The sequence below is a fragment of the Streptomyces sp. NBC_00223 genome (assembly GCF_036199905.1).
GTDB lineage: Bacteria > Actinomycetota > Actinomycetes > Streptomycetales > Streptomycetaceae > Actinacidiphila.
This window is the reverse complement of sequence record NZ_CP108109.1, coordinates 5,374,532-5,401,380: the sequence shown is the minus strand read 5'-3', so window position 1 is coordinate 5,401,380 and position 26,849 is coordinate 5,374,532. Positions and strand designations below refer to the sequence as shown.

Annotated in this window: 28 protein-coding genes; 15 read left to right on the top strand and 13 right to left on the bottom strand. The window is 70.0% G+C overall.

Features of this window, described 5'->3' with window-relative positions; translation table 11 throughout:
* The first annotated feature begins 60 nt into the window (after positions 1-60).
* The 7 genes from OHA30_RS23015 to OHA30_RS22985 all read left to right on the top strand — a co-directional run bounded on the left by OHA30_RS23015 (position 61) and on the right by OHA30_RS22985 (position 8,737).
* Positions 61-1,626: a 4-hydroxyphenylacetate 3-hydroxylase N-terminal domain-containing protein gene (locus OHA30_RS23015; RefSeq protein ID WP_328915754.1), complete on the top strand. Its 1,566-nt coding sequence runs from the start codon at positions 61-63 to the stop codon at positions 1,624-1,626.
* 42 nt (positions 1,627-1,668) lie between these two features.
* Entirely contained in the window at positions 1,669-2,214 is a 546-nt protein-coding gene (locus tag OHA30_RS23010; RefSeq protein ID WP_328915753.1) for a flavin reductase family protein, read from the top strand.
* Complete coding sequence (locus OHA30_RS23005; RefSeq protein ID WP_328915752.1) at positions 2,204-3,430, top strand: aminotransferase-like domain-containing protein; 1,227 nt, start codon at positions 2,204-2,206, stop codon at positions 3,428-3,430. Before OHA30_RS23010 ends, OHA30_RS23005 begins: the two co-directional genes overlap by 11 nt.
* Before the next feature lie 65 nt (positions 3,431-3,495).
* Positions 3,496-4,173 (top strand): RraA family protein, encoded by a 678-nt coding sequence (locus OHA30_RS23000; RefSeq protein ID WP_328915751.1) that lies wholly within the window; start codon positions 3,496-3,498, stop codon positions 4,171-4,173.
* 264 nt (positions 4,174-4,437) lie between these two features.
* Entirely contained in the window at positions 4,438-5,907 is a 1,470-nt protein-coding gene (gene ahcY / locus OHA30_RS22995; RefSeq protein WP_328915750.1) for an adenosylhomocysteinase, read from the top strand.
* A gap of 147 nt (positions 5,908-6,054) precedes the next feature.
* Positions 6,055-7,422, top strand: coding sequence for an ATP-grasp domain-containing protein (locus OHA30_RS22990; protein ID WP_328915749.1), 1,368 nt, complete (start codon positions 6,055-6,057; stop codon positions 7,420-7,422).
* Positions 7,423-7,489: 67 nt separating this feature from the next.
* Positions 7,490-8,737 carry an MFS transporter gene (locus OHA30_RS22985; RefSeq protein ID WP_328915748.1) on the top strand — a complete coding sequence of 416 codons (1,248 nt, stop codon included), beginning with the start codon at positions 7,490-7,492 and terminating at the stop codon, positions 8,735-8,737.
* Between the two features lie 181 nt (positions 8,738-8,918).
* Here the strand turns inward: OHA30_RS22985 and OHA30_RS22980 are convergent, their stop codons facing one another.
* The 3 genes from OHA30_RS22980 to ilvA form a co-directional block, all read right to left on the bottom strand.
* Complete coding sequence (locus OHA30_RS22980) at positions 8,919-9,227, bottom strand: AzlD domain-containing protein (protein ID WP_328915747.1); 309 nt, start codon at positions 9,225-9,227, stop codon at positions 8,919-8,921.
* Entirely contained in the window at positions 9,227-9,985 is a 759-nt protein-coding gene (locus OHA30_RS22975) for an AzlC family ABC transporter permease (protein WP_328915746.1), read from the bottom strand. Before OHA30_RS22975 ends, OHA30_RS22980 begins: the two co-directional genes overlap by 1 nt.
* A 215-nt stretch (positions 9,986-10,200) precedes the next feature.
* Entirely contained in the window at positions 10,201-11,421 is a 1,221-nt protein-coding gene (gene ilvA / locus OHA30_RS22970; RefSeq protein WP_328915745.1) for a threonine ammonia-lyase, read from the bottom strand.
* A gap of 261 nt (positions 11,422-11,682) precedes the next feature.
* Here ilvA and OHA30_RS22965 point away from each other — a divergent pair, with 261 nt between their 5' ends.
* Positions 11,683-12,231: a MarR family winged helix-turn-helix transcriptional regulator gene (locus tag OHA30_RS22965; protein WP_328915744.1), complete on the top strand. Its 549-nt coding sequence runs from the start codon at positions 11,683-11,685 to the stop codon at positions 12,229-12,231.
* Between the two features lie 505 nt (positions 12,232-12,736).
* On the opposite strand, the gene OHA30_RS22960 is transcribed toward OHA30_RS22965, so the two are convergent.
* Entirely contained in the window at positions 12,737-13,903 is a 1,167-nt protein-coding gene (locus tag OHA30_RS22960; protein WP_328915743.1) for a cystathionine gamma-synthase, read from the bottom strand.
* Between the two features lie 262 nt (positions 13,904-14,165).
* On the opposite strand from OHA30_RS22960, the gene msrA reads away from it, so the two are divergent.
* A complete protein-coding gene (msrA, locus tag OHA30_RS22955) occupies positions 14,166-14,825 on the top strand; it encodes a peptide-methionine (S)-S-oxide reductase MsrA (protein WP_328915742.1) in 660 nt (219 codons plus the stop codon).
* A 25-nt stretch (positions 14,826-14,850) separates the two neighbouring features.
* On the opposite strand, the gene OHA30_RS22950 is transcribed toward msrA, so the two are convergent.
* From OHA30_RS22950 to OHA30_RS22940, 3 genes are all read right to left on the bottom strand, one after another.
* Positions 14,851-17,241, bottom strand: coding sequence for an ATP-binding protein (locus tag OHA30_RS22950; RefSeq protein ID WP_328915741.1), 2,391 nt, complete (start codon positions 17,239-17,241; stop codon positions 14,851-14,853).
* A 96-nt stretch (positions 17,242-17,337) separates the two neighbouring features.
* Entirely contained in the window at positions 17,338-17,967 is a 630-nt protein-coding gene (locus OHA30_RS22945; protein ID WP_328915740.1) for a DUF6879 family protein, read from the bottom strand.
* On the bottom strand, positions 17,960-18,229 hold the full coding sequence (locus tag OHA30_RS22940) for a hypothetical protein (RefSeq protein ID WP_328915739.1): 270 nt from the start codon (positions 18,227-18,229) through the stop codon (positions 17,960-17,962). The genes OHA30_RS22945 and OHA30_RS22940 overlap by 8 nt, the downstream gene beginning before the upstream one ends.
* A gap of 169 nt (positions 18,230-18,398) precedes the next feature.
* On the opposite strand from OHA30_RS22940, the gene OHA30_RS22935 reads away from it, so the two are divergent.
* On the top strand, positions 18,399-18,779 hold the full coding sequence (locus OHA30_RS22935) for a VOC family protein (protein ID WP_328915738.1): 381 nt from the start codon (positions 18,399-18,401) through the stop codon (positions 18,777-18,779).
* Positions 18,780-18,870: 91 nt separating this feature from the next.
* Here OHA30_RS22935 and OHA30_RS22930 read toward each other — a convergent pair whose 3' ends face one another.
* Complete coding sequence (locus OHA30_RS22930) at positions 18,871-19,413, bottom strand: NUDIX hydrolase (RefSeq protein ID WP_328915737.1); 543 nt, start codon at positions 19,411-19,413, stop codon at positions 18,871-18,873.
* A 5-nt stretch (positions 19,414-19,418) separates the two neighbouring features.
* Positions 19,419-20,540: an adenosylhomocysteinase gene (locus tag OHA30_RS22925; RefSeq protein ID WP_328915736.1), complete on the bottom strand. Its 1,122-nt coding sequence runs from the start codon at positions 20,538-20,540 to the stop codon at positions 19,419-19,421.
* Between the two features lie 305 nt (positions 20,541-20,845).
* On the opposite strand from OHA30_RS22925, the gene OHA30_RS22920 reads away from it, so the two are divergent.
* Together OHA30_RS22920 and OHA30_RS22915 are read left to right on the top strand one after the other, a co-directional pair.
* Positions 20,846-22,081 (top strand): helix-turn-helix domain-containing protein, encoded by a 1,236-nt coding sequence (locus OHA30_RS22920; protein ID WP_328915735.1) that lies wholly within the window; start codon positions 20,846-20,848, stop codon positions 22,079-22,081.
* A gap of 140 nt (positions 22,082-22,221) precedes the next feature.
* The gene (locus OHA30_RS22915) at positions 22,222-22,464 is read left to right on the top strand and encodes a helix-turn-helix domain-containing protein (RefSeq protein WP_328915734.1); all 243 of its coding nucleotides are present in this window, start codon (positions 22,222-22,224) and stop codon (positions 22,462-22,464) included.
* Positions 22,465-22,628: 164 nt separating this feature from the next.
* Here OHA30_RS22915 and OHA30_RS22910 read toward each other — a convergent pair whose 3' ends face one another.
* Together OHA30_RS22910 and OHA30_RS22905 are read right to left on the bottom strand one after the other, a co-directional pair.
* Entirely contained in the window at positions 22,629-23,015 is a 387-nt protein-coding gene (locus OHA30_RS22910; RefSeq protein WP_328915733.1) for a hypothetical protein, read from the bottom strand.
* Positions 23,012-23,443 (bottom strand): ATP-binding protein, encoded by a 432-nt coding sequence (locus OHA30_RS22905; RefSeq protein ID WP_328915732.1) that lies wholly within the window; start codon positions 23,441-23,443, stop codon positions 23,012-23,014. The genes OHA30_RS22910 and OHA30_RS22905 overlap by 4 nt, the downstream gene beginning before the upstream one ends.
* 133 nt (positions 23,444-23,576) lie before the next feature.
* On the opposite strand from OHA30_RS22905, the gene OHA30_RS22900 reads away from it, so the two are divergent.
* The 3 genes from OHA30_RS22900 to OHA30_RS22890 are packed head-to-tail and all read left to right on the top strand — an operon-like array spanning position 23,577 to position 24,953.
* Positions 23,577-24,521: a helix-turn-helix domain-containing protein gene (locus OHA30_RS22900; RefSeq protein WP_328915731.1), complete on the top strand. Its 945-nt coding sequence runs from the start codon at positions 23,577-23,579 to the stop codon at positions 24,519-24,521.
* Entirely contained in the window at positions 24,484-24,615 is a 132-nt protein-coding gene (locus OHA30_RS22895; RefSeq protein ID WP_328915730.1) for a DUF397 domain-containing protein, read from the top strand. The genes OHA30_RS22900 and OHA30_RS22895 overlap by 38 nt, the downstream gene beginning before the upstream one ends.
* Before the next feature lie 41 nt (positions 24,616-24,656).
* A complete protein-coding gene (locus tag OHA30_RS22890) occupies positions 24,657-24,953 on the top strand; it encodes a DUF397 domain-containing protein (protein WP_328915729.1) in 297 nt (98 codons plus the stop codon).
* 3 nt (positions 24,954-24,956) lie between these two features.
* Here OHA30_RS22890 and OHA30_RS22885 read toward each other — a convergent pair whose 3' ends face one another.
* Together OHA30_RS22885 and OHA30_RS22880 are read right to left on the bottom strand one after the other, a co-directional pair.
* Complete coding sequence (locus tag OHA30_RS22885) at positions 24,957-25,781, bottom strand: phosphatase PAP2 family protein (RefSeq protein WP_328915728.1); 825 nt, start codon at positions 25,779-25,781, stop codon at positions 24,957-24,959.
* Positions 25,782-26,125: 344 nt separating this feature from the next.
* The gene (locus OHA30_RS22880) at positions 26,126-26,809 is read right to left on the bottom strand and encodes an ABC transporter ATP-binding protein (protein WP_328915727.1); all 684 of its coding nucleotides are present in this window, start codon (positions 26,807-26,809) and stop codon (positions 26,126-26,128) included.
* Positions 26,810-26,849 lie beyond the last annotated feature (40 nt).

Genomic DNA, 26,849 nt, shown 5'->3' with positions numbered 1-26,849 from the left:
CCCTGCGGCCGCGCCCGTCGCGGCCCGGGTGTTCCCGACCGCCCAGACCCAGGGAGAGTCATGACAACGACAACGCGGACACCCCAGCACTCCGGCACCCACAACGACGTACGGCCGATGACCGGCGACGAGTATCTGGCCTCGCTGCGCGACGGCCGCGAGGTCTACATCTACGGGGAGCGCGTCGAGGACGTCACCACCCACCCCGCCTTCCGCAACAGCGCGCGGTCCGTCGCCCGGCTCTACGACGCCATGCACGCGCCGGAGGCGGAGGGCGTTCTGCGCGTGCCGACCGAGACCGGCAACGGCGGCTTCACCCACCCCTTCTTCAAGACCGCCAGGTCCGCCGACGACCTGGTCGCCTCGCGCGACGCGATCGTGGCCTGGCAGCGGCTGGTCTACGGCTGGCTGGGCCGGACCCCCGACTACAAGGCCGCGTTCCTCGGCACCCTGGGCGCGAACGCCGACTTCTACGGCGAGTTCAAGGGGAACGCGCTGCGCTGGTACAAGCACGCGCAGGAACGCATGCCGTACTACAGCCACGCCCTGGTGCACCCGCCGATCGACCGGGACCGGCCGGCCGACGAGAGCGCGGACGTGTGCGTGCACGTCGAGAAGGAGACCGACGCCGGTCTCATCGTCTCCGGCGCGAAGGTCGTCGCCACCGGCTCCGCGCTGACCAACGCCAACTTCGTGGCCCACTACGGGCTCCCGCTCAAGGACAAGCGCTTCGGCCTGGTGTTCACCGTGCCGATGGACGCCCCCGGGCTGAAGCTCTTCTGCCGCACGTCCTACGAGCTGGCCGCCGCGGTGCTGGGCAGCCCGTTCGACTACCCGCTGTCGAGCAGGCTGGACGAGAACGACGCCATCATGGTGCTGGACAAGGTGCTCATCCCCTGGGAGAGCGTCTTCATGTACAGCGCGGAGGCGGCCAACGCCTTCGCCAACGGCTCGGGCTTCGTGGACCGCTTCACCTTCCACGGGTGCGCCCGCCTCGCGGTGAAGCTCGACTTCATCGCCGGGTGCGCGATGAAGGCCGTGGAGATGACCGGCACGGCCGGCTTCCGCGGTGTGCAGGCGCAGATCGGCGAGATCCTCAACTGGCGGGACCTGTTCTGGGGCCTGTCCGACGCGATGGCCAAGTCGCCGCTGCCGTGGGTGGGCGACGCCGTGCAGCCGAACATCCGCTACGGCATGGCGTACCGCACCTTCATGGGCGTGGGCTACCCGCGGATCAAGGAGATCCTCCAGCAGACGCTGGGCAGCGGGCTGATCTACCTCAACTCGCACGCCAGCGACTGGCGGAACCCGGACATCCGCCCGTACCTCGACACGTATCTGCGCGGCTCGAACGGCATTCAGGCGATCGACCGGGTCAAGCTGCTCAAGCTGCTCTGGGACGCGGTCGGCACCGAGTTCGGCGGCCGGCACGAGCTGTACGAGCGCAACTACGGCGGCGACCACGAGGCCGTCCGCTTCCAGACGCTGTGGGCGCACCAGGCCTCCGGCGAGGCGGACGCCCTCAAGGGCTTCGTGGACCAGTGCCTGTCCGAGTACGACCTCGACGGCTGGACGCAGCCCGACCTGTTCAACCCGGACGACCTGTCCTTCGTCAAGGGCCGTTGACCACCGGCGCGCCGCTCCCCGCGCCCCCACGAAGGGATGCCAGTGACGGTAGGCAGCAGTACCACCACCCATGTCCCCGACGAGGTCGGCCCCGGACAACTGCGCCAGGCGCTCGGCCGGTTCGCGAGCGGAGTCACGGTGGTCACCACCGCGACGGGCACGCCGGAGGAGGCCGATGTGCACGGCATGACGGCCAACGCCTTCACCTCGGTGTCGCTCAGCCCGCCGCTGGTGCTCGTCTCGGTCTCCGCGGGGACCGTCACGCACCGCCGGATCGTCGAGACCGGCCGCTACGGCGTCTCCGTGCTCAGCGGGGACCAACTGCCGCTGTCCGAGCACTTCGCGGGCGGCGCCCAGCGGCCCGACCTGGTCCGTTTCGTATGGCGCAACGCGCTTCCGCTGCTGGCGGGCGCCCTGGCCCATCTGGCCTGCACCGTGCGCCAGTCGCACACCGCGGGCGACCACGTCCTGTACGTGGGCGAGGTGGACGGCCTCTGGTACGGATCGGGGCCGCCGCTCGTCCACTTCCGCAGACGGCTCCACATACTCGACGACACCACGGACGGAGCGACCCCTGATGACCGCTGACCTCGGCAACCGGCCCTGGGACGAGGTGTTCGCCCGGCACGTGGCCGGGGACACCGGAGACGAGATCACGGCGATACTCAACCAGTCGGGCGGCAGCGGGGCCATCGCGCTGTCCGGCGGCTTCCCGCACCCCGACACCTTCCCGCTGCGGGCCCTTGAGGAGAGCTTCTCGCGCGTCGTGGTCTCCCCGGCCGCGCTCCAGTACGGGCCCACGGCCGGCCTGCCCGGGCTCCGGGACTGGTTGGCCGGCTGGCTGGGCACCCACGAGGGCCACCGGCCGGGGGACGACGAACTGATCGTCACCAGCGGCGGCATGGAGGGCCTGGGACTGATCATCAAGTGCCTCCTCGACCCGGGCGACCGGGTCGTGGTGGAGGGGCCGACGTTCTTCGGCGCGCTCGTGGGCTTCCAGCGGGCACTGGTACGGACCGAGGCCGTACCCGTCGACGCCGACGGCCTGGACGTGTCCGCGCTGGAGCGGCTGCTGAGCGGTTCGCCGGGCCCTGCTCCCAAGCTGCTCTACATCATCCCGGACTACCAGAACCCGACGGGCCTGCGGCTGTCCGTCGAGCGCCGGCACGCGCTGGTCGCGCTGGCGCGGCGGTACGGGATGCTGATCGTCGAGGACGTGGCCTACCGGGAGATGGGCTTCGACGGACAGCGCCGGCCGAGCCTGTGGTCGCTGGCCCCCGACGTGGTGGCCCAACTGGGCACGTTCTCCAAGACGTTCACCCCGGGCACCCGGATGGGCTGGATCGCGGCGCCGAGCCGGCTCGTGGCCCAGCTGGTGCGCGCGAAGCAGAACACCGACCAGTGCACGAGCGCGCTGGCGCAGCTCCTGCTGGAGGACTACGGGCGCTCCGGACGGTTCGACCAGGGCATCGCCGCCTCAAGGGCCTTCTACCGCGGCCGGCGCGATCTGATGATGGAGGCCCTGGCCACCCACCTTCCGGCGGGCACCGGGTTCACCCGTCCGGACGGCGGCTTCTTCAGCTGGATCACCGCGCCCGAGGGCGTGGACACCATGGCGCTGCAGAAGCAGGCGCTGGACCACGGGGTCACCTACGTACCCGGCCGCGCGTTCTACCCGGACTTCCGCGGCGGCAACGCACTGCGGCTGGCGTTCAGCCGGGTACCCGACGACGACATCTTCGAGGGCGTGCGCAGGCTCGCGCGGGCGCTGGCGGACGCGGCCGGTCCGGGGGGCGCGCGGTGAGCGCGGCGGCGGACACGACCGACGGCGCGAGGGAAGCGGACACCAGGAACCGAAAGGGACACACCGTGCGGACCGTCTACAACACCCTCGTCCGGCCGCCCGCGGAGAGCCTCGACGCGCTGCGCGAGGTGCTGCTGCCGGAGTACAGCCCGAGCTGCCTGGTCTCCGACGCGCATCCGGAGGTGGGCGCGATCGGCGGCTTCCTCTCCGTCAAGCGGGAGCACCGGGTCATCGGCCCGGCGCTGACCATCGACCTGCCCGAGGACGGCCTGGTCGACATCCTGCCGGTGCTGCCGACCGCGCGACCGGGCGACGTCATCGTGCTCGCCTGCTACGGCAACACCCGGATGGCCATGTGGGGCGGCGTGATGGCGACGCTGGCGCGGATGGCGGGGATCGCCGGCGTGGTGGTCGACGGCGCCGTCCGCGACGTCGACGAACTGCGGGATCTGGACTTCCCGATCTGGTACCGGGCCACCGCGCCGCGCCGCTGCCCGCCGACGGCGCCGGACGCGGACCGTCCGGTACAGGTGAATGTCCCCGTCCGGATAGGGGACGAGATAATCCGCCCCGGCGACATTGTGGTGGCGGAGGAGAACGGGGTCGGTGTCATACCGCCCCCGCTGGCCGGGGAAGTGGTGGCGGAGACAAGGCGGCTTCTCGCCAAAGAGGGCGTGATTCGCGACAAAATCAATAACGGAGCCGGTCTCGCCGAGCTGCTCGCCGAATTCGGGCACCTCTGAGCGGGGGCTTGCCGGGGCTTCCGTCATTCGCCGCGGCCGGCCGTCCGGTCGGCCCGACACGGCACGGCACGGAGGCGGCGGAATCCCGTGGAGTCGTGTGCTCGCAACGCCCCTGACGTGTAACGTGATTGGCCGGGAGAAGCACCGCCTGACGGGGATGTCGTCAGCAGGGGTGGGCGGGGAGAACGCCCACGGGCCCGCCCGGTGTGCAACGCTCCACCGACACCCGGCTCCTCCCTCCCAGCGAATTCTAGGAGATCCAACGTGACGGTCAGCCTCACCGCAGACAGCGCGGGCTCAGTGAGCGACTTCAAGGTCGCCGACATCACGCTCGCCGCAGCCGGACGCAAGGAAATCGAGCTCGCTGAGCACGAGATGCCCGGGCTCATGGCGCTGCGCGAGGAATTCGGTCCGCAACAGCCGCTGGCCGGCAAAAGGATCGCGGGCTCCCTGCACATGACCGTGCAGACGGCGGTCCTCATCGAGACCCTGGTCGCGCTCGGCGCGGATGTCCGCTGGGCGAGCTGCAACATCTTCTCCACCCAGGACCAGGCCGCCGCCGCGGTCGTGGCGGGCCCGGACGGCACGGCCGAGAACCCCAAGGGCAGCTCCGTGTTCGCCTGGAAGGGCGAGACGCTGGAGGAGTACTGGTGGTGCGCGGAGCAGCTGCTGACCTGGCCGGACGGATCGGGCCCGCACTCCATCGTCGACGACGGCGGTGACGCGACGCTGCTGGTGCACCTCGGGGTGGAGTACGAGGCCGCCGGAGCGGTGCCGCAGCCGACCGAGGACGACTCGGAGGAGCACAGGATCGTCCTCGACGTGCTGCGCCGCTCGCTGGTCGAGACCCCCTCGAAGTACACCGCGATGGCCAAGTCCATCGTCGGCGTCACCGAGGAGACCACCAACGGCGTCAACCGGCTGTACCAGCTCGCCAAGGCGGGCAACCTGCTCTTCACCGGTATCAACGTCAACGACTCGGTGACCAAGAGCAAGTTCGACAACAAGTACGGCATCCGGCATTCCCTGGTCGACGGCATCAACCGCGGCACGGACGTCATGATCGCGGGCAAGCTCGCGGTGATCTGCGGTTACGGCGACGTCGGAAAGGGCGCGGTGGAATCGCTGCGCGGCCAGGGCGCGCGCGTGGTGGTCACGGAGATCGACCCGATCTGCGCGTTGCAGGCCGCGATGGACGGTCTGTCGGTCCAGTCGCTGGACAGCGTGATCGCCTCCGGTGACATCTTCATCACCACCACCGGCAACCGGGACATCATCATGGCCGAGCACATGGCCAAGATGAAGCACAACGCGATCGTCGGGAACGTCGGGCACTTCGACAACGAGATCGACATGGCCGGTCTCGCCAAGGTCCCCGGCATCAAGAAGATCGAGATCAAGCCGCAGGTGCACGAGTGGGTGTTCCCCGACGGCAAGTCCATCATCGTGCTGAGCGAGGGCCGGCTGCTCAACCTGGGCAATGCCACGGGCCACCCCAGCTTCGTGATGTCGTGCTCCTTCGCGAACCAGACGATCGCCCAGATCGAGCTGCACACCAAGGGCGAGGCGTACCAGGCCAAGGTCTACACGCTGCCCAAGCACCTGGACGAGAAGGTGGCCAGGCTGCACCTGGACGCCCTCGACGTCGAGCTCACCGTCCTCACCGACAAGCAGGCCGCCTACCTCGGGGTCGATGTCGAGGGACCGTTCAAGCCGGACCACTACCGCTACTGAGCCAACCGGCCGCCTCGCCGCTTCTCCGGGTCCGGCCCGTCCGGGCCCGGAGGGCGACCTCGCCATGGCCTCTTCCGCGCGGGCGGGCGGCTCGGCGGGTCCGGGAATTCATGGGAAACACCGCGTCAGCCGACAAAAAGGATGCAGATGTTCCAGCGTGAGCGAACCAGGTCCCACGACAACCGCTACCTGCTGCTGCTCGGTGCCGACATCCTTCTCCGGGAGCGGGCGATCGTCTCGGCGCTGCGCACCTATCCGGGCGCCGTGATCGGGATGAGCGAGTCCCCGGAGACGGCGAGCGCCAACCGGTTCTTCGACCATGTGCTCAAGGCCGACTACTACGACGCGGAGGAAGCCCTCGCCGCCGTCCAGGCCTTCGAGAAGGAGACCGGGCTGCGGCCCGACGCGGTGGTGCCCGTCATCGAGATGACCGTGCACGTCTCCGTCGCGGTCGCCCGCCACTACGGCCTCCCCACGCTGTCCGACGAGTGCCTGGCCAGGGTCAGGGACAAGCACACGATGAAGGCGGCGTTCGAGGAGCACGGTGTCCCGTGCGCCCGGCACCGCCTGTTCGGCACGCTGCCCGAACTCCAGAAGGCCGCCGCCGAACTGACCTTCCCCCTGGTGCTCAAGCCCAGGGACTTCGCGGGCAATGTGGGCACCGTCATGGTGAACAGCCCGGAGGAACTGCCCGCGGCCTACGACTACTGCCGCGAGGGCCTGCTGGAGATCGCCCCGCTCTACGACTTCTCCGACCACCGCTACCAGGCCGAGGAGTACGTCAGCTCCACCCACGAGGTCTCCGTCGAGGTGGCCAACCACGAGGGGCAGCGGGCCGTGCTCGCCGTGACCGACAAGTCCAAGGCGGGCGCCCCCTACTTCACCGAGCGCGGGCAGATGGTGCCCAGCGCCGACTCCGACAACGCGGCCCTGCGCCAGGTGGCGCTGGACGCCTGCGCGGCCCTGCTGATCGACCACGGTCTCGCCCATGTCGAGGTGCTGGTCGACGGGGACCGGCTCAGCGTGGTCGAGGTCGCGGCCCGGCCGGGCGGCGACGGGATCATGGACCTCATCGACCGGGTCTACGGGTACAGCCCCTACGACATCCACATCGCCTCCTACCGCGGCACGCTGGACGGGCTGCCGGACTTCCCGTCCGTCCCCCTCGGCATCGGGGCCACCGCCTTCCTCAAGGCGCCCGCCGGCACCGTCACCGAGGTCCGCGCGCCCGAGGGCCTGACGCCGGCCGAGGTCGCGCTGTACACGACGGCCAAGGTCGGTGACCGTTCACGGCCGCTGACCTCCTACCTCGCCCGGGACGGAGTGCTGGAGTACTTCACGCCCCTGGAGCCGGAGCGGCAGGACCGGACGGCCTTCCGGGCCGAGGCCGACAGGGCGGCCGCCACCCGCACCGAGCAGATCTTCACCGTGGACCCGTCGACGGAGGATCCCGCCGAAACCGGGACGGCGGCCGAGGCAGCGGCGGACCGGGGCACCGTCCCCTCGGCGCGATGACGGGCCCGGGCCGCCGACCGCGTACCACCCGGCGCCCGGCCGTACCGCCGTACGAGGTCGCGCGCGGATGATCCTCGGCACGTTCCGTACGGTCACGGGGCTCAACCGCGACCTCCGGACACTGTTCGTCACCACCCTGCTGTTCCGGTCGGGCACCATGGCCTTCCCCTTCCTGGCCGCCTATCTGCTGGGCCAGCGCCACTACGGTGGTGCGCAAGTGGGTCTGATCGTGGGCGCGTTCGGCCTGGGAGCGCTGCTCGCCGATCTGTCGGCGAGCGTGTTCCTGGGCCGGGTGCGCCCCACCCAGGTGATACAGGCGGGCTCACTGGTCTACGCGGTGGTGCTGTGCGTGACTCCCCTGCTGTCGGGTGTGACACCGCTGGTGACGGCGACCCTGGTCTGGGGCATGGCGTACGAGATCTGCACTCCTGCGACCTACGCCCAGGTCGTCGCGAGTTCACGGCCCGACGAGCGGAAGATCGCCTTCTCCTGCAACCGGCTGGCGATCAATCTGGGCATGGGTCTGGGCCCGACGGTCGGCGGCTTGCTCTTCCTCGTGGCGCCGGCGGCCCTGTTCTATGTGAACGCCGCCATGGTGCTGGGCGCGACGGCCTTTCTGCGGGCCCGCTCCCCGTCCGGCCTGTCCGCACCGGACGCCGTGCCCGCGCCCTCGGACGGCGCCCCCGCCGTACGTCCCGCTCCGGCGTCGGCCCACGGCTGGACCCGGTTCTGGACGATCTTCTCCCTGGCCGTCCCCGTGCACGTGGTGTACGCCCTGCCGCCGGTGCTGCTGAGCGCCTACGTCGTGGAAGGACTCGGCCTGCCCGCGTACTGGGCGAGTCTGGTGTTCGTGGTCAACGCGGCGGCGATCGTGCTGTTCGAGGTGCCGCTGAACAAGGCGATGGCGGACGTGTCGCACGCGCGGTCCCTGCTGATCGGCTTCGGTCTGGCCGGTACGGGCTTCGCGCTCATGGGCGTCTCGGACAACCGTCTGCTGCTGCCCGTGGCGACCCTGGTGTGGACGGCCGGGGAGATGGTCGTCTTCCCCAGCCTGCTCAGCTACGTCAGCCATCTCTCCGCCCCTTCCGTCGTCAATCGGAACATCAGCCTGTACTCGGCGGGGGTCAACGTCGGCTTCATCGCCGCCCCCCAGATCGGCGCGGCGCTTTCCTCGGGACGTGAGCCGGGGACGCCCTGGCTGGTCACCGGTCTGGCGGTGCTGGCGGCGTCGGCCGTGATGATCGCCGCCCGATTCAGCACGCGGACCTGGTATCCGGACGACCCGCCGGAGCGGCTGGCGCCACAGGCCGGCTGACACGCTTCCGGCCGAATTGCGGCGTCCGCACCGGGAATACGAAAGGGCTGCGGCTCCGGTCGGGGGGAGGCCGTAATTCCGCCGTATTTCGGCACGGAAACCATTCCGCCGGGAAACCCGCGCGGGCCGCGATCCGGAATTGACGGCACCGCGAGGACAGAGTGCCCATTCCCGGCGACGCTCAGCTCACCCCGCACCACCGCAGCAGCGCCGTGGACCCGGCGGCCGCGACGATCACCACGGGGAACGGCACCCGCCGGGCCGCGAGCACACCGCCGACCAGCACACCGGACGGCCGGGCCCAGCCGGCGAAGCCATGCCCTTCGGTGAGGGCGGCGGTGGCCACCAGCGCGCTGAGCAGCACGACCGCCGCGACGGACAGCATCCGGTTCAGCCGGTCGGGCACCCGCAGCCGGTCGCGCAGGGCCGGGCCGGCCAGCCGGAAGGCGTAGGTGCCGGCGGCCATGAGGAGGATCGCCATCAGGGGCATCAGCGGGTCTCCCCGAGCGAGTCGGTCGCCGCGACGGCGCTGACATCGGGCCCGTTCTCGGGGGCGGACCCGGCCCCCGCTTCGGGCCCGTCGGCGGTGACCGGCTCCGGTACCGGTCCGGCCGCCGGCGCCCGGACCGCGACCACGAGGCCGACCAGGGCGAGCAGTACGGGCAGCCCGGCGGGCAGGAACGGCGTCGCCGCGACCGCGACCGCGGCGCCCACGAGAGCGGCACCGCGGGTGCCGCCCTGGGCGAGCGAGGGCAGCGTCAGGGCCAGCAGCACGGCGGGGAAGGCCGCGTCGAGCCCGAACGTGTCCGTGTCGCCCAGCGCTCCCCCGGCGAGCGCGCCGAGCACCACGGCGGCGTTCCAGGACACGAAGAGGGCGGCTCCGCAGATCCAGTAGACCCGGCGGCGGCGTTCCGGATCGCTCTCCCGCAGCGCGAAGGCGACCGACTCGTCCACCATCAGATGCGCGCCCGCCAGCCGCCCGCGCCAGCGCCCGCCGAGCACATCGGCGACGGCGAAACCGAAGGGCAGCAGACGGGCGTTGAGCACCAGCCCGGTCAGCACCGCGGAGAACGGACTGCCTCCGGCGAGAACCACCCCGAGCGCGGCGAACTGCGCGCCGCCCGCGAAGACCAGCAGCGACATGACGATCGGCACCCAGGCGGGCAGACCGCCGGACACGGCGATAGCGCCGAAAGACGCTCCGACGACCAGATCCGCGAAACAGAGCGGGGCAATGTCACGGACCATACCGCGATCGACCGATCGCCGTAAGGAAATCATGAACTCGACGGTACCATCGATGTTCTACGGAATCGAAAGAATAAAACGCGCGGCGAACAATGCGGAATTCATTGCTCCCCGATGTCCGCGGCACGCGCTCGCCTTGGCCCGGAACGGGGAATTCCCCGGCCGGGGGCCCTCCGCACGGCGGCGCACGCCGTGTCTCGGGAGATCACCGTGCCTCAGGAGATCACCGTGTAGCCGGCGCTCTCCAGGGCCGTACCGACCGACGCGCAGTGCTCGGGGCCCTTGGTCTCCAGGTGGAGTTCGACCTCGGCCTCGGTGAGTTCGAGCCGCGGGTCGGTCCGCACATGGCTGATGTCGAGCACATTGGCGTCCACCGCCGACAGCACGCCCAGCAGCGTCGCCAGCGCGCCCGGCCGGTCGGTGAGCCGCAGCCGCAGCGACAGATAGCGCCCGGCCGCCGACATGCCGTGCCGCAGGATGCGCTGCATCAGCAGCGGGTCCACGTTGCCGCCCGACAGCACCGCCACGACCGGCCCCTCGTAGACCTCCGGCCGCGCCAGCAGCGCCGCCACCGGGCTCGCGCCCGCGGGCTCCACGACCAGCTTCGCCCGTTCCAGACAGAGCAGCAGCGCCGAGGAGAGCTGGTCCTCCGAGACCGTCACCACCTCGTCCACCAGGTCCCTGATGATCGCGAAGGGCACATCGCCCGGCCGGCCGACCATGATGCCGTCCGCCATCGTGGCCACCGCGTCCAGCACCACCGGCCGCCCGGCCGTGAGCGAGGGCGGGTACGCCGCCGCGCCCGCCGCCTGCACCCCGACGATCCGCACATCGGGCCGCAGCGCCTTGACCGCGACCGCCACGCCCGCCGCGAGCCCGCCGCCGCCGATGCCGACCAGGATCGTGCGCACCTCGGGGCACTGTTCCAGGATCTCCAGGCCCACCGTGCCCTGCCCGGCGATGATGTCGGGGTGGTCGAAGGGGTGGATGAAGACGGCGCCGGTCTGCTCGGCGTACTCGATGGCCGCACGCAGCGTCTCGTCGACGACGGCGCCGTACAGCCGCACTTCGGCGCCGTACTGCTTGGTCGCGGCGACCTTCGGCAGCGGCGCGCCGACCGGCATGAAGACCGTCGAACGCACCCCGAGCAGCGAGGCGGCGAGCGCGACGCCCTGGGCGTGGTTGCCCGCGCTGGCCGCGACCACCCCGGCCGCGCGCTCCTCGGGCGTCAGCCCGGCGATCCGGACGTACGCGCCGCGGATCTTGAACGAGCCGGTGCGCTGAAGGTTCTCGCATTTGAGGTGCACAGGTGCCCCCACCAGCGACGACAGATGGCGGGAGCCCTCCATGCCGGTGATCCGGGCGACCCCGGAGAGCATTTTGTGCGCCCCGCGCACGTCGTCGAGGGTGATCGTCCGGAGCGGCGCTGTGTCCATGCGCCAAGTCTGGCAGTTCCGCCGCCCGCGCACGTGCGGGGCCCTCACCTGGGGGTCTTCACAACCGGCCGGTACGACAGCGTGCGTGCCCCGGCCCGGGCCCCGATCGCCGCGCCCGCCGCGGCGCCGCCGGGCCGCGCGCTTCGGCGGTCACGGTTTGTACGGGAAGGGTCCCGACACCATCCGGTCCGCGTACTCTTCTCCCAACTTCCCGCCATCCCGCCCCTTTAGCAGGACCGACAGAACGCGAGCTTGAAGGTCATGTCCAACCCCACGGAGACCTCGACCGAACTCCTTGAGCGCCTCCAGCACCAGGTCGCCCTCTTCGCCCGCCGCGCGGAACAGACCCGGCTCGGCGGCGTCGGCAAGGCCCGCAACTCCATGGACCGCGCCGCCTATCTGCTGCTCAACCGGCTCGACCGGGAGGGCCCGATGGGTGTCAAGGCGCTCGCCGAGGCCATGGGCATCGACTCCTCCACGGTGACCCGCCAGGTGGCGCCACTGGTCGACACCGGCCTGGTCAAGCGCACCTCGCACCCCGAGGACGGCCGGGCGGTCGTACTCGCGCTCTCCCCGCGCGGCCGCGGCCGGCTGGACGAGGTGCGCGACTCGCGCCGCCGGCTGATGGCCCAGGTCACCGACGAGTGGTCCGCCGAGGAGCGCGAGACCTTCACCGAACTGCTCGTACGCTTCAACGAAGGGCTCGCGGACTGGCACGCCGGGCTCTCGCACCGGGACGAACTCCCCGAGGGCGACGCGGAGTCGGCGTCCGGCGTCGAGGGGACCGAGCGGGCGTCCGAAGGGGCCTGATCCGGCCACGCGAGGGGCGTGAACCCCGGCTGCCCGCCTGCCGTCCCACGGCCGCGTGGGGTAGCGCCGGGCGGCAGCCGCACTCCGACGGGACGCCGAGTCCGCGGCGTTCACCGCGGGCGCGGGCGGACGGCTGTCGCACACCGCCGTCCTGCTCACCGGCGACCGCGCGGAGGCCGAGCGGCTGCTGACGGCCGTCCTCGCGCGCTGCTACGCCGACTGGTGCCGGATGGGCGCGGAGGATCCGTACGAGCGAGCTGGTACGGCGGTTCGCCCACCGCCCGTGAGGGGCGGCGTCCGCGCGGCGCTCACCTGGCCGCCCCACCCGCCGCCCGCGCCCCCCGGCGGACGGCACGTGGTGGTCCTCGGTGGGTCCCGGCTGACGCCCGGCCCGCGCGGACGCGCCACGGGACCGATGCGTGCCGGCCCGGCGGTCGGGTGCGGGTCCCGGGCCGGGCTCGGGGCCCGGTCCCGTTCAGATCGCCGCCGGCAGCGGCCGTACGCCTCAGGCCAGCGCCTGCTTGAGATCCGCCAGAAGGTCGTCCGCGGCCTCGATGCCGACCGACAGCCGTACGAGGTCGGCCGGGACCTCCAGCGCGGAGCCCGCCACCGACGCGTGGGTCATCCGGCCGGGGTGCTCGATCAGCGACTCCACGCCGCCCAGCGACTCACCGAGCGTGAAGAGCTTCGCGCGGTCGCAGACCGCGACCGCCGCCTCCTCGCCGCCCGCGACCCGGAAGGACACCATGCCGCCGAACGCCTTCATCTGCTTGGCGGCCACCTCGTGCCCGGTGTGCTCGGGCAGCCCGGGGTAGTACACCTGCGTCACCTTCGGGTGCGCGGCCAGCATCTCGGCGACGCGGCCCGCGTTCTCGCTGTGCCGGTCCATGCGGACCGCGAGCGTCTTGATCCCGCGCATCACCAGCCACGCGTCGAAGGGCCCGGCCACCGCGCCCATCGCGTTCTGGTGGTAGGCCAGCTCCTCGCCGAGCGCGGCGTCCGAGGTGACGAGCGCGCCGCCGACCACGTCGGAGTGCCCGCCCATGTACTTCGTGGTGGAGTGCACGACCACGTCCGCGCCCAGCGCCAGCGGCTGCTGGAGGTACGGGCTGGCGAAGGTGTTGTCCACCACCAGCCGTACGCCCGCCTGGCGGGCCACCCCGGCGAGCGCGGCGATGTCGGTGATGCCGAGCAGCGGGTTGGAGGGGGTCTCCACCCAGATCAGCTTCGTCTCGGGCCGGACCGCGTCCCTGACCGCCTGCACGTCCGAGGTGTCGGCGACCGACCACCGCACGCCCCAGCGCTCGACCACCTTCGCGAAGAGCCGGAAGGTGCCGCCGTAGGCGTCGTTCGGAATCACGACGTGGTCACCGGGCGCGAGCAGCGTACGCAGCAGGCAGTCCTCGGCGGCGAGGCCCGAGGCGAACGCCAGCCCGCGGCTGCCGCCCTCAAGCGCCGCCAGATTCTCCTCAAGAGCCGTCCGGGTCGGGTTCGCCGACCGGCTGTACTCGTATCCGCCGCGCAGCCCGCCGACGCCGTCCTGCTTGTACGTCGACACCTGGTAGATCGGCGTCACCACCGCGCCGGTGCTCGCGTCGGCCGGCTGGCCGGCGTGGATCGCGAGGGTCTCGAAGTGCCGGCTGTCGTGCTGCCCGCTGTGCTGATCGCTCATGCGACCGAGGGTAGCGGCCCGGGGTGGGCGGGGAACCGGGCGCCCACCGGGACGCGGGGTCTTAGGTAAATATGACGTTGTCGGGTAGGGGGTGAGGGCAGGAATCCCCGGCCGGGCGACGGCGTTGCCGAGTGAGTGGAACGTACGACTCCGGACCTGGGCCTTCGGGACTTTCGGGACCCTGCAAGACCGGCTCCGGAGGCTGGCCCGGGGCCCGGCGTACCGTCGAAGGCACCCACACCGTGTCGGAGGAGACCCGCTGATGCTGTTCAACCGCTACAAGAAGCAGCTGCCCACCGCTCAGGAGGCGCTGCCCGGGCGCGCGCAGCCGGAGTTCTCCGTCCCCGCCCGGCACACCGTCCTGGGCAACCCGCTGTCCGGCCCGTACCCGGACGGCCTTGAGGTAGCGGATTTCGCGCTGGGCTGTTTCTGGGGCGCGGAGCGCAAGTTCTGGGAGACGCCGGGTGTGTGGACGACGCTCACCGGCTACCAGGGCGGCCACACCCCGAACCCGACGTACGAGGAGGTCTGCTCCGGGCTGACCGGGCACACCGAGGCGGTCCGCGTCGTGTACGACCCGGCGCTGGTCTCGTACGAGCAGCTGCTCAAGCTGTTCTGGGAGTCGCACGACCCGACGCAGGGGTTCCGGCAGGGCAATGACCACGGTACGCAGTACCGCTCGGCGGTCTACACGCACTCGCCCGAGCAGGCCGCGGCGGCGGATGCCTCCCGCGAGGCGTACCAGCGGGTGCTGACGGCGTCCGGCTACCGGGAGATCACCACGGAGATCCTGCCGGCGGGGCCCTTCCACCCGGCGGAGCCGTACCACCAGCAGTACCTGGACAAGAACCCCGCGGGCTACTGCGGCATCGGCGGCACAGGCGTCTCCTGCCCGGTCGGCGTAGCCCGCACGGAGGGCTGACCCCGGCCCCCGGCCGGGGTGACCGTCACGCGGGGGGAGCTGTGAGTCGCCGCTCCAGCTCCCGCCGCAGGTGTACGGCCCGGGGGTCCGCATAGGCGGAGATGAGACCGAGGGCGTCACGACGGTGACCAGTCGCGGCGGCGGGATCCCCGGGGTGCAGCAGGTCCGCCAGCCCGGCCAGGGCGAGGGCACGGTTCCACACGTCGGCCGACCGGGAGAAGCTCGTGACCGCCATGCGCTGGAAGTCGACAGCCTCCTGCGAGCGGTCCATCAGCCAGTAGGTCCCGGCTGTGCCCTGCCAGGCCAGCGCCTCCCGGTCGGTGTCGCCGAGGCGCCGGTGGAGTACTGCGGAGCGGTGGTAGGAGGCAAGCGCGGCGGAGTAGTGGCCGAGGGCCCGGTGAGCGTTTCCGGCAGTGAGCAGCCAGTAGCCCTCAAGGGTGTGATCACGCAGCTCAAGAGCCAGCTCCACGGCTTCGTCCGCAAGCTTCAGCGCTTCCTGGGCCTGGCCGAGTTCGAGGTGGACCGCGCTGGACAGCCGTAGGGCGTCACCGAGGGCGGCCTTCCTTCCGGCTTCCCGGTGAGCCGGGATCGCGCGCCGCAGATCGTCCGCAGCTTCCGCCAGAAGCCCGGCGGCGAAGCGGGTGGCTGCGCGGTTGGACAGGGCCGTGTACGCGCGCTGGGTGGCGCCCAGGGCGCGGAAGATCCCGATCGCCTGGTCGAACCGGTCCTCGGCACGGTCGAGTTGGCGGCGGCGGAGGTGCACCAGGCCCAGCGCGCTGAGCGTTTCCGCCTCCCCTCGGCGGTCCTCAAGTTCGCGCCGGATCAGCAGCGAGCGTTCGTGAAGGTCGGCCGCTTCCGCGAGACGGCCGACCCGGCGGTGGGCGAAGCCGAGGTAGTGCAGCAAGGTGCTTTCGGTGGCACGGTCGCCGGTCCTGCGGGCGGCGGCGAGCCCGATCTCCCCGGCCGAGATCCAGTCCTGAACGGGTGCCGACGGGGCCTGCGTACCGTAGAGGACGTCCGCCAACCGGCAGGCATACCCGTCGAGTCCGGCCTCCTCGGCGAGGCGGACCGCAGGCGTGAAGTTGATGTGCTCGCGCTCGGACCAGTTCACCGCCTGGTCGTAGTCCGTGAAGACTGCGGGAACGACGCCCTCCGGCGGTCGGCCCTCTCCCTCCTGGCCTTCGCCGGAAAGTCCCGGTACGGGGTTCGCGGGCGGACCCGCAGGAGCACTTGCGGGCGGGCTCGCGGGCGGCGAGATGAAGTCCCTCGCCGCGCGGGCACTGCGCAGATACCAGTCGAGTACCCGTCGGACCGCCGCCGACCGTTCGTCCGGAGCGTCCTCCAGCCTTACCTGGTCGGTGGCGTAGGCACGTAACAGGTCGTGGAACTCGTAACGGTCCGGTGCCGTCTGTTCCAGCAGATGAGCTCCCACCAGCACATCGAGCAGTTGCCGTGTCCGCCGCCCGGCGATGCCCGCGAGTGCCGAGGCCGCGTCGAGGCCGAAACCGGGCCCCGGATGCAGCCCGAGCAGCCGGAAAACCCTGGCCTCGTCGGGGGAGAGTGCCCGGTAGGACCACGCGAAGACCGACCGTACCGCGTCCGTTCCGTCGCCGTCGCTGTCCTCGTCCCCGGTGCTCAGCGCGTCCCACAAGGCCGATTCGTCCCGCAGGTCGGCGATCAGTTCGTCCAGTCCCATGTGCGGGTGCGTCGCCGCCCGCTCCGCCGCTATCCGCAGTGCCAGCGGCAATCGCGCGCAGAGCCGGGCCAGTTCGCGCAGCTTCCCGGTGTCCTCCTCGGGGCGGTATCCGGCCGTCACCGTGCGCAACAGCGCGACCGCCTCGGGCTCGGGAAGCGTGCCCAGGGTGATCCGTTCGGCACTGTCCCTGACAGCCAGCCCGGACAGCCGTCCTCGGCTGGTGACGACCACCAGGCAGCGGGAGTTGCCCGGCAGCAGCGGCCGTACCTGCGAGACAGCGACCGCGTTGTCCAGGACGATCAGGACACCGCGGTCGGCCAGCAGTGACCGGTAGAGCGCGGCAGCCGACTCCGGCTCCGCCGGAATCGCCGCGGCGGGCACGCCGAGGCCGGTCAGGAAATGGTGCAGCGCCTCCTCGGGGGTGACGGGCTCGCGCGGATCGTAGCCGCGCAGATTGATGTAGAGCTGGCCGTCGGGGAACCGGTCCTTCACCTGGTGCGCCCAGCGCAGGGCGAGCGAGGTCTTGCCCGCGCCCGCCGTGCCCGCGATGACGCACACCGACAGGATCAGCGGTTCATCGGCGCTTTCCTGGGCAAGCAGGGCGTTGAGGCGATTCAGTTCATGCGTACGGTTGACAAATATCCTTGTGCCGGCCGGGAGTTGGCGCGGTGGCGGGCCCTCAGGCCGCCGCTCGGAGCCGTGGAAGTGGATATCACCCATGACGCTGCCGGCCTGGACCACATCGCGTGAGGTCCCGGACAGGTCGGAGTGCGTGCTGTTGAGGTTCGCGTGGCGGTCTTCGTTGTCTCTGATCGCTCAGCCCACGGTCGTCCGCGGCGGGGGCAACTGCGCCACCCGCCGGTCGAAGTACAGTGTCACGTCCTCGCCCGAGGCGTAGGCGGCCTCGACGAAGTGTGCCCAGCCCTCGACGAGTCGGGGCTGGGTGAAGCGGACGGCCCCCTCCGGGGCACCATCCGCGGAATACACGACCTCGTACAGCACTCGGTCGCCAAGGACAACGACCTCCGGCAGGGGCCCCGTCCGCTCCGCCGACCGCACTGCGTCAGCTCCGACGACCCGGATGCCCTTGCCGCATTCGGCCTGGATGCGGAGGGCGTGGAGTTCCCACTGCACATACGGGGTCAGCGGCTCCTCCACGATGCGTACCCGGTGGAGGGTGTGACCGAGGAGGCGGTCGCGCGCGACCGCCTCCAGCAGGCCGGCGCGGTCCTCCTCAAGAAGGCGCAACGCTTCGGGCCAGTCGCCGCGGCGGAGGGCGTCGCGGCTGCTGTCGTCCTCCTCGAAGTGCTGCCGGCGCTCGAACTTCCAGGAGTTGCGGCCCTTGGCACGGTCGCGCTGCGTACGGAAGTCGCGGGCGTAGTCGGCGCGGCTGAGGCGTTCGCCCAGAGCGCGGTCGAGCGGGGGCGGGGCGGCGGGATCAGACATCGGCGATGTCGGATTTCGCGGCCTGGAACATGTTGCCGGGGATGACGACCAGTCGTTCGTCAGCGGCCAACGCGACGCCTGCCGGGAGCCGGGACGCGTACGCGTCCGTCAGATCGCGGCCGATGACGACGACATCGCCGTTGTCCAGTTCCCAGATGTCCGGGCACTCCGTGTCGTCCTTGGAATTCCCCAACTCGGCGGCCGCCTTGCCCAGTCGTCGCGCGAATAACGCAGACGGGTCCGCCTCCCACGAACGAGCCACGGCTGTCCCCTCCGCTTGCCATCGTGTTCGCCGCATATTCCACCGAGCGTAGTAAGGGCGACTACCCTCTGCAATAGTTTTGCGTTGCCGCCACCCCGAAATGGCCGATACGGTCCCTCGCGTCCCCACCACTACCGGGAACGCCGAAACGTCTCCCAGGGAGGAACCCGTGGGCCCGCATCTGAGCTTCACCGCCGTGGTGCTCGACGGCCCCGACGCGGGGGCGCTCGCCGCTTTCTACCGGCGGCTGCTCGGCTGGGAGGTCGCGGCGGAGGAGCCGGGGTGGGTCAAGCTGGTGCCGCCCGGCGGGGGCGCGGGGCTGTCGTTCGCCACGGAGCCGGATTACGTGCGGCCGACGTGGCCGTCCACGCCCGAGGCTCAGCAGATGATGCTGCACCTGGACTTCGAGGTGGCCGACCTGACCGAGGCCACCGCCCACGCCCTGACCTGCGGGGCGACCCTGGCGGACCACCAGCCCCAGCCCGACGTCCACGTCCTCCTCGACCCGGCCGGCCACCCCCTCTGCCTCTGGACCCCCACAACCCCCTGACCGGGGCGCGCGGCGAGCCGGGGCGCGGGGCCCCGGCCGGCCGCGGAAGGGGCAGTACGCGGACGGACGAGGCTCGGGGCTCTGGCCACGCTCAGCGCAGCGCGGCGCGCACGCGGTCCCGCAGGGTCTCGTCGGCGATCGTGTCCACCGGCCGCCAGGCGCACGCGCTCACCTCTTCCTCCTGCAACCGCACGGCCTGCTCCCCTTCCGCCCGGAAGAGGTAACGGAAGTCGATGTGCTGGTGCTCGGCCTCGCCCTTGCTCGGGTTCGCGGGAATGGGGTGCACGTCGATGTGCACCGGAACCGGTGAGACCGGGGCGACGCTCAGCGTGATCCCCGTTTCCTCGACCAACTCCCGCAGCGCCGCGCCGATCAGGTGCGTGTCCTCAGGCTCGACATGCCCGCCCGGTGTCAGCCACTTGCCGAGTGCCACGTGACGGATGAGGAGCACATCGCCGCTGTCGTTCACCAGCACGGCCCCGGCCGTGACGTGGCCCCGGTACTCCTTGCGGCTCGTCAGGTCGGCCCCGTCGTCCAACAGGGCCTCGACGACCGCCAGGGCCGCCTTCTCCTCGGGGTGCGCGTCGGTGTACTCCGAGACCGTCGCGCGGATGTGCTCTGCCGTAATGGCCATGAAGGTCACCTGTTGTAGTAGTTGAGCCAGGTCGCGGCGATAACCGCCCGGTCCCCGGCGGGAACCTCGTGCAGCCCGGGAGTCAAGTCCCCCCGGGCCAACAGCCGGACCCCCGCCAGAATCTCCGCCTGTACCAGGAAGATGAACGGTCCAACGGACGCGCCGTGGAGGAAGTTCACCGCATTCCCGTGGTTCAGCAGATAGAAGTAATGGCCCGTGGTCTGGTAGCGGGTGACGTGCTCGCCCGTGTTGGCGCGGGTGTAGCCGTCCGGCAGCCCGTCCAGCTCCAGTTCGTCCTCGCTGCTGGTGACTGTAGCGACGTACGCCCCGTTCCTCAGTAACGGGAAGTCCTCGCCGCGCAGCGAAAGCGCTCCGGTCGCGCAGAGCACCAGCCCCGCGGCCGCTAGCGCCTGCTCGCGGTCGCGTGCCACGCCGAAGCCCTGCGAGAGCGCCTGCGCACGGCGCACCGGGTCGATGTCGTGGACCGTGACATTGATGCCCTTGGCGTGCAGCAGACGGGCAATGCTGGACCCGAGCTTGCCGAAGCCGATCACCAGTGCGGGACGACCGTGCAGGATGTCCCCGCGTCCACGCAGCAAAGCTTCTGTCGAGAACACGACGGACTGCCCCACGAGAAAGTCTTCCGGGTCCTTGAGCGGCGAGCGCGCGACCGAGAGCACCGGGCACGGGAGCTTCGGCAGTCCGGCGTACCGCTTGTGCCCGTTCTCGGTGTCCTCGATCACGCCGAGCAGCCGACCGGAGAACCGTTCCGCGATGGCGTGAAGCGAGGAGGCGAAGTATCCGCCCACGTCGAGCAGCACGACCTCTTCCCCAGCCGCTCGGGCCTCAAGATAGGTGACGGCCTGGTTCGGGTCCTCGAACATCTCGCGGGACAGCTCGTCGCAGGCGGTCGTCCGCTCGACTTCACGCCGGGCCACTGTGTCGATCGACTTCGGCTTGGGCAACACCGCCCGCAGGTCGGAGACCGCACCCACGGCGCGTACGAACGCGGGCCGTTCAGGCAACAAGTGCGTCACCAGCAGCGAGGCGGGCCGCTTCTCCGGGGCGAACGTCTTGCAGATTCTGCCGAAGTAGGTGTCCAGTCGGACGCGCTCTGAGGTCTCCATGACCCCCCTTTCTCATGTGCGCCAGGCGATCAGATGTCGCCGGCCGGGTTCCCCTCGCCAACAACGGCAGCTCGTTGCTGCACTGGACGGCTGCTACGGCTCGCTGTACCTGGATCGGGAAGACGTAGGACACCCAGTTCGTCGTGCTACTGCGCTCCGGGTGCGTGTGAGTTTCACCAGTACAGAGCGGAGACCCAAGGTTCACCAGCGCATCGACGCCGCACCTTTGCTGCATCTCTGCCGCATACTGGGTGCGTCAGGGGCTCTGAACTGGTAGGACAGCATTTCAGAGAATGGGAGTGGGGATGGCAGGCAGGCGGCAAGATTTCTTCAGGCATCGCAGGGCTCTGGGATTCACTCAGGAATCTCTGGCCGAAGCCGTGGGAGTGGATCGCTCTACTGTGGGACGCTGGGAGTCAGGAGAAACCGAGCCGCAGTCCCACCAGCGACGCACACTCGGCCGCGTCTTGAATCTTTCCGCAGCCCAATTGGAATCCCTGCTCTCCGCTCCCCGGGGTGCATCACCGGCATTCATTGTCGAAATCGGTAGGAGCACGAAATCGAACCCCGAAGATGACGATGAGATCGAGTCCTTGGAGTTGTCGCGCCGAGCAACAGCAAGCGATGTGGGGCGTGAGACGCTCTTTCGCCTTGAGGTCGCATTTGATGAACTGGCGAGAAAATACCCTTACTCGCCTCCAGAACTGCTGCTGGACAGGGTAAGAAAGCATTCTGGGTACATCTCCCGATTGATGGATGCAAGAAAGACGCTCTCCGAACACAGGCAACTGCTTGTGCTCGGGGGATGGTTCTCGCTTCTGGGTGCGACTCTGCACATTGACTTGAACCAGGAGGACGCAGCCACAGCACGACTGCGAACTGCTACAACCCTGGCCGACCACGCCGGACATGCAGAGATCAAAGCCTGGTGCTTGGAAACTGACGCCTGGCGAGTTCTGACGGACGGAAATTACCTCAAAGCTGTCGAACTGAGCATAGCGGCGCAGTCTCTGGCACCAAGAGGGACCTCCGTCGAAGTTCAGGCGACCGCCCAAGAGGGAAGAGCGCGTGCCCGGCTCGGACAGCAAGCGGAAACGTACACGGCCATAGGAAAAGTAGATATCCTTTCTTCCCAGCTTGCTCCGACCGATAGTCCGGAACATCATTACAGGTACGATCCCGCGAAGTCTGTTTCGTACACAGCTACAACGCTTGCGTGGCTGGGCGACCCTGCGGCGGAGGGCCATGCCAGAGAAGTCATTGCGCAACTCTCCCCTTCTGATGACATTTCCCGATGGCCGCGCCGAGTAGCCTCCGCGAACATTGACCTTGCCCTTTCTCTCGTTGCCTCCGATCGCATGGACGAAGCGTGCAATGCGGCTCAGCGGGCCATCCTGTCGGGACGGGTCGTCCCCTCGAATCGCTGGCGAGCTCTTGAAGTGATCCGCGCCGTTGAAATACGCCAACTGCCCGAAGCGCGGGACCTGCGAGAGGCATTCGAAGAGATGCGCCCCAGGACAGAAAGGAAGAAGAACAGATAGTCGCGCATCAATAAATCCCTCGCTCCCACCACGGCAGGGGACAAGGCCGGTGACTGGACCGGGTGGTACGGGCGGGCGATTCCGATGCCGGAACGGCGGTACGCGGCCTATGTGGCCGAGCGGGCGAAGGAGGCGGGGCAGTGACGGAGTTCTCCCGGTGGGCGGACAGCGGGCATCACGAACGGGCCGAGGAACTCGCCGGCGGACGTGACGCCTTCGAGGCGGGCGCTGCCCAACTGATCGGCGAGGCACGGGCGCGGCGCCTGGTCGAACTGCGGAAGGAGCGCGGCTTCACGCAGACCGATATGGCCGCGCGGTTGGGCATTGACAAGGGCCGGACGTCCCAGATCGAGAGCGGCCAGGTCTCGGGCAGCGGCCAGTAACCCGGCTCGTTCGCGTGCACGTGGAGCCCAGCGGCAATCCGGCTCGGCAGGTAGCCCGGGGAGTGTTGTCGGGAGCCGCACGTCCGGACGGGCGGCTCCCGCGGGTCTGTCCGCAATGCGGCTCTCAGTCGACGAGCGCAGAGTCAAGCCGGACCCAGACCCCCTCACCCGTGCGGGGCGAACCTCTTCTCCCGCACCGGCAAGGAACTCTTGAACATGTCGTGGTCGACGCGGCAGGCGACCAGGTCCTGTACGAGGTAGCCGCTCGCGGAGTACACGGGATCGGCCTGCGCGGGGTGGAGGGCGAGGTGTTCGCGGGCGTACGCGATCCGGTCGTCCGGCGACAGATCCCCCGGCATCGGCGCAACACCCTCCAGCGTCACCCCGAGCCACGACAACGCGTCCTCGGGCCGGTCGAACGTCGCCGCGTACACACCCCGCGGCCGGAACACCCACTCCCGCACCACCAACGGAAAAGCGGCGAACGTGGCCAGGGGCCGCGCCGTTCCTGTCGTCACCGAGGTGTGCCAGTGGACTTCGGGAACGCTCACGTACCGCCACCGCCCACGGCCACGTAGGCCCAGACGAGCTTGCCGACGCCGTCGCGCTCGCTCACGCCCCAACTCCCGGGGCCGACCAGCGCGTCCACCAGCGCGAGCCCGCGCCCCCGCTCGTCGTCGGCGCCCGCCCGGTGGACCTCCGGCCGCCGGGAACTGGCGTCGTGCACCTCAAGCCGTACGCCCTCCCCCTCGCGTACGAACCTGGTCTCGATCAGCCGGCCCCGTACCCGCGCGTGCTGGACGCTGTTGGTCACCAGCTCGGTCAGGACGAGTTCGGCCACCTCGGCGAGGTCGCCCAGACCCCACTTCCACAGCACCGCCCGCAGACAGTGCCGGGCCCGGCTCACCGAACGAGGCGTACACGCCCAGTACGAGGCCACCAGCGGTTCCGGGGGCGTTGTCACTACTGGTGTCTCCATGGGCCGGGCCTTTCCTTCGTACCACGCCGTAGTCGGGTTCTGACGTTCTGCTCACAAGACTGCGCGCGTAGTCCTACGATCGAAAAGGGGGTACGGGCTTAAGCCTCAAACCGTAAAGATCGGAAGGAGTCCCGTGGCAAGGCAAGTTGATCCGGACGCGTCCGTGGCAGCGGTGTTCGCACGACGGGTGACGCGACTGCGGCAGATAAGGGGTTGGAGCCAGGTGGAGTTGGCCCGGCGGGTCCGCGTGCACCCGACGCGGATCAATCAGATCGAACGCGTGACCGGACACAAGCCGACGCTCGATCTGGCCCGCGACCTGGACCGCGAACTCGAAGCGGACGAACTCCTGATCGACCTGTGGCCGCACGTCTACCGCGAGGCGTTTCCGGATTGGTCGCGGGCGTTCATGGAGCAGTCCGCTCGAGCTGTCCGGATTCGCGCGTACGCCGCACACACCGTTCCTGGTCTGCTTCAAGTCCAGGACTACGCACGGTCCGTTCTCGGCGCAGGACGTACGCTCAAGACTTCGGAACAACTCAAGGAACGCGTCGCCGCTCGAATGGCCCGGCAGGAACGCCTTACTGCCGATGACCGCCCCGAGTTGGTGGTTGTCCTGGACGAGGCCGTGCTGTTGCGTCCGATCGGCGGTCCGACCGTCATGCGTCGCCAACTCCGTCGACTCCTGGAGACCGAAAGCGATCCGAACATCATGGTTCAGGTGCTTCCGTTCTCAGTTGGTGCGCATCCGGCCATGGGCGGATCTCTGACCATTCTGACCCTTCCGGACGGCTCGGAGTCGGCGTACACAGAAGGTGCGGACTACGGCCAACTCATCGAAGATCCAGCGGAGGTGAGGTCCTACTCAATGTCCTACGATCAGCTCAGAGGCCATGCGCTGCCGTCGGCCATGTCCTTGAACATGATCAGAACCATGATGGAGGACGCCTACCTTGACTCCCGGCTCCCGACTCGACATCAGCGCCGCCGACTGGCGCAAGTCCAGCTACAGCAACCAGGAGGGCGGCGACTGCGTCGAGGTGGCAACCCACTTCCGCGACCTCGTCCCCGTGCGTGACAGCAAGAACCCCCAAGGCCCCGCCTTGCTCTTCGCAGCTCACGCATGGACCGCGTTCATTGCCGACGTCAAGGCCGGGCATATCACTGCCTGAAAGCCAACGGCCCTCGTCCGCCACGTGATGAAGGAGTACCGATGGGCAACACCCCCGACCTCTCCGGCACGAAGTGGCGCAAGTCCAGCTACAGCAACCAGGAGGGCGGCAACTGCGTCGAGGTGGCAACCCACTTCCGCGACGTTTCCGGCACGAACTGGCGCAAGTCCAGCTTCAGCAACCGGGAGGGCGGGGCCTGCGTCGAGGTGGCTCCCGGCTTCCCCGACCTCGTGCCCGTGCGTGACAGCAAGGACCCTCAAGGCCCCGCCTTGCTCTTCGCGGCCCACGCGTGGGCCGCGTTCATCGCCGACGTGAAGGGTGGGCGGTTGGGCGGGTGATGGTCAGGCGTGGTCGGCCGTGGCGGGTTCGGGGGACGCCCGGGGGCCGCGCTTCAGGGGCCACGCCCAGTGCGTGTTCGGGGCCAGCGCCGTTTCCGGGGCCGGGCCCGGGACGACGAGGACGGCCACGCCGAGCAGCGCGCAGCCGATCGCGCAGTCGAGCCAGTAGTGGTTGGCCGTGCTGACCACGACCAGCAGCGTGACCAGCGGGTGCAGCAGCCACAGCCACCGCAGGCGCGAGCGGTGCGCGGCGATCAGCCCCACCGCGATGGCCAGCGCCCAGCCGACGTGCAGCGACGGCATCGCGGCGAACTGGTTGGACATGGACTGCCCGTCGGGCTTGCCGTAGACCGAGGGGCCGAAGCGCGCCGCCGTGTCGACCATGCCGGAGCCTGACAGCATCCGCGGCGGGGCGAGCGGGAAGAAGAGATGGCCGATCAGGGCCAGCAGCGTCTGGACGACGATCGCCCGCCGTATCCACAGATAGTGGGCGCGGTGGCGCAGGAACATGTAGGCGAGGAAGCACACCATCGCGGGGAAGTGCACGGTGGCGTAGACGTAGTTGGCCGTGTGGATCACCGGCTCCCAGTGCATCACCGCGCGCTGCACGGTGTGTTCGCTGGGCAGCCGCAGATCGCGTTCGAACGACCAGACGTCGCGCGCGTGCCGGAAGGCCGGATCGGTCTGGCCGTTGGCGAGCCTGCGGCCGTACTTGTAGACGGCGTCGAACAGGAAGAGCAGGCCCAGTTCGGGGAGCAGTCGGGGCAGTTGGTTGGCCAGGGGAAGGGGAACGGGAAGATGTCTGTGCCGGGCCGGTCGTTTGGACACTTCCACCGACGACGTGGCTTTCCCCGGCACCCTTGTCCCCACCTCTCCCGCACCTCTCCCGACCGCTGTCCTCCACCGCTGCCCGACCACCGCGCCGGCCCATGGCCCGGCCGGCGTGACCGGCCGTCCCCCGGCCGGTGTTCGGGCGTGCGCACCGTCTGCCCGTCCAGGCGTACGGCACTCAACCCACCCCCGACATCCTCGCAAAGGGTTCACGGAATGTCCGTGACCTGTTTCACCGCACGGTGTCTCAACTCAAGTAGCGGACGCCCACCGCGAACGCCGGACCGGCGGGGCCGGGAAGGGCCCCGCCGGTCCGGCGGCGAGAAGAGAGGGACAGGCGGTCAGGCCGTGGTGGACTCCCGTACGGTCAGCGTCCCCTTGCGGATCGTGGCCACCCTCGGCGCCCGCTTGGCGATCGCCGAGTCATGGGTGACCAGTACGAACGTGAGGCCGCGGTCGCGCCAGAGCCCTTCGAGCAGGGCCATGATGTCGTCGCGGGTGGCCTCGTCGAGATTGCCGGTGGGCTCGTCGGCGAGCAGCACCTTGGGTTCCTTGACCAGCGCGCGGGCGATGGCGACCCGCTGCTGCTGACCGCCGGACAGCTCGGACGGCAGATGGTTCAGCCGCTCGCCGAGGCCCACGGACTCCAGCGCCCGCGCGGCACGCTCGCGGCGCTTGGCGGCGCGCACGCCCATGGGGACGAGGGCGGTCTCGACGTTCTCCTGGGCGGTGAGGGTGGGGATGAGATTGAAGCTCTGGAAGATGAAGCCGATGTTCTCCGACCGTACTTTCGTCAGCCGGCCCTCACCGAGCCGGGCGAGGTCGGTGCCGTCGAGGTCGACGGAGCCGGAGGTCGGGCGGTCCAGGCCGCCGAGCATCTGGAGCAGCGTGGACTTGCCGCCGCCGGTGGGGCCCTGGATGACGAGTTGGTCGCCGTCGGCGATGGTGAGGTCGATGCCGCGCAGGGCCTCGACGGTGTCCTTGCCTCGGCGGTAGCGCTTGGTGACGCCGGTCAGTCGGTACATGGGTGAACTCCTCAGCGGGGATGGGTGGTTCGACGTGGGC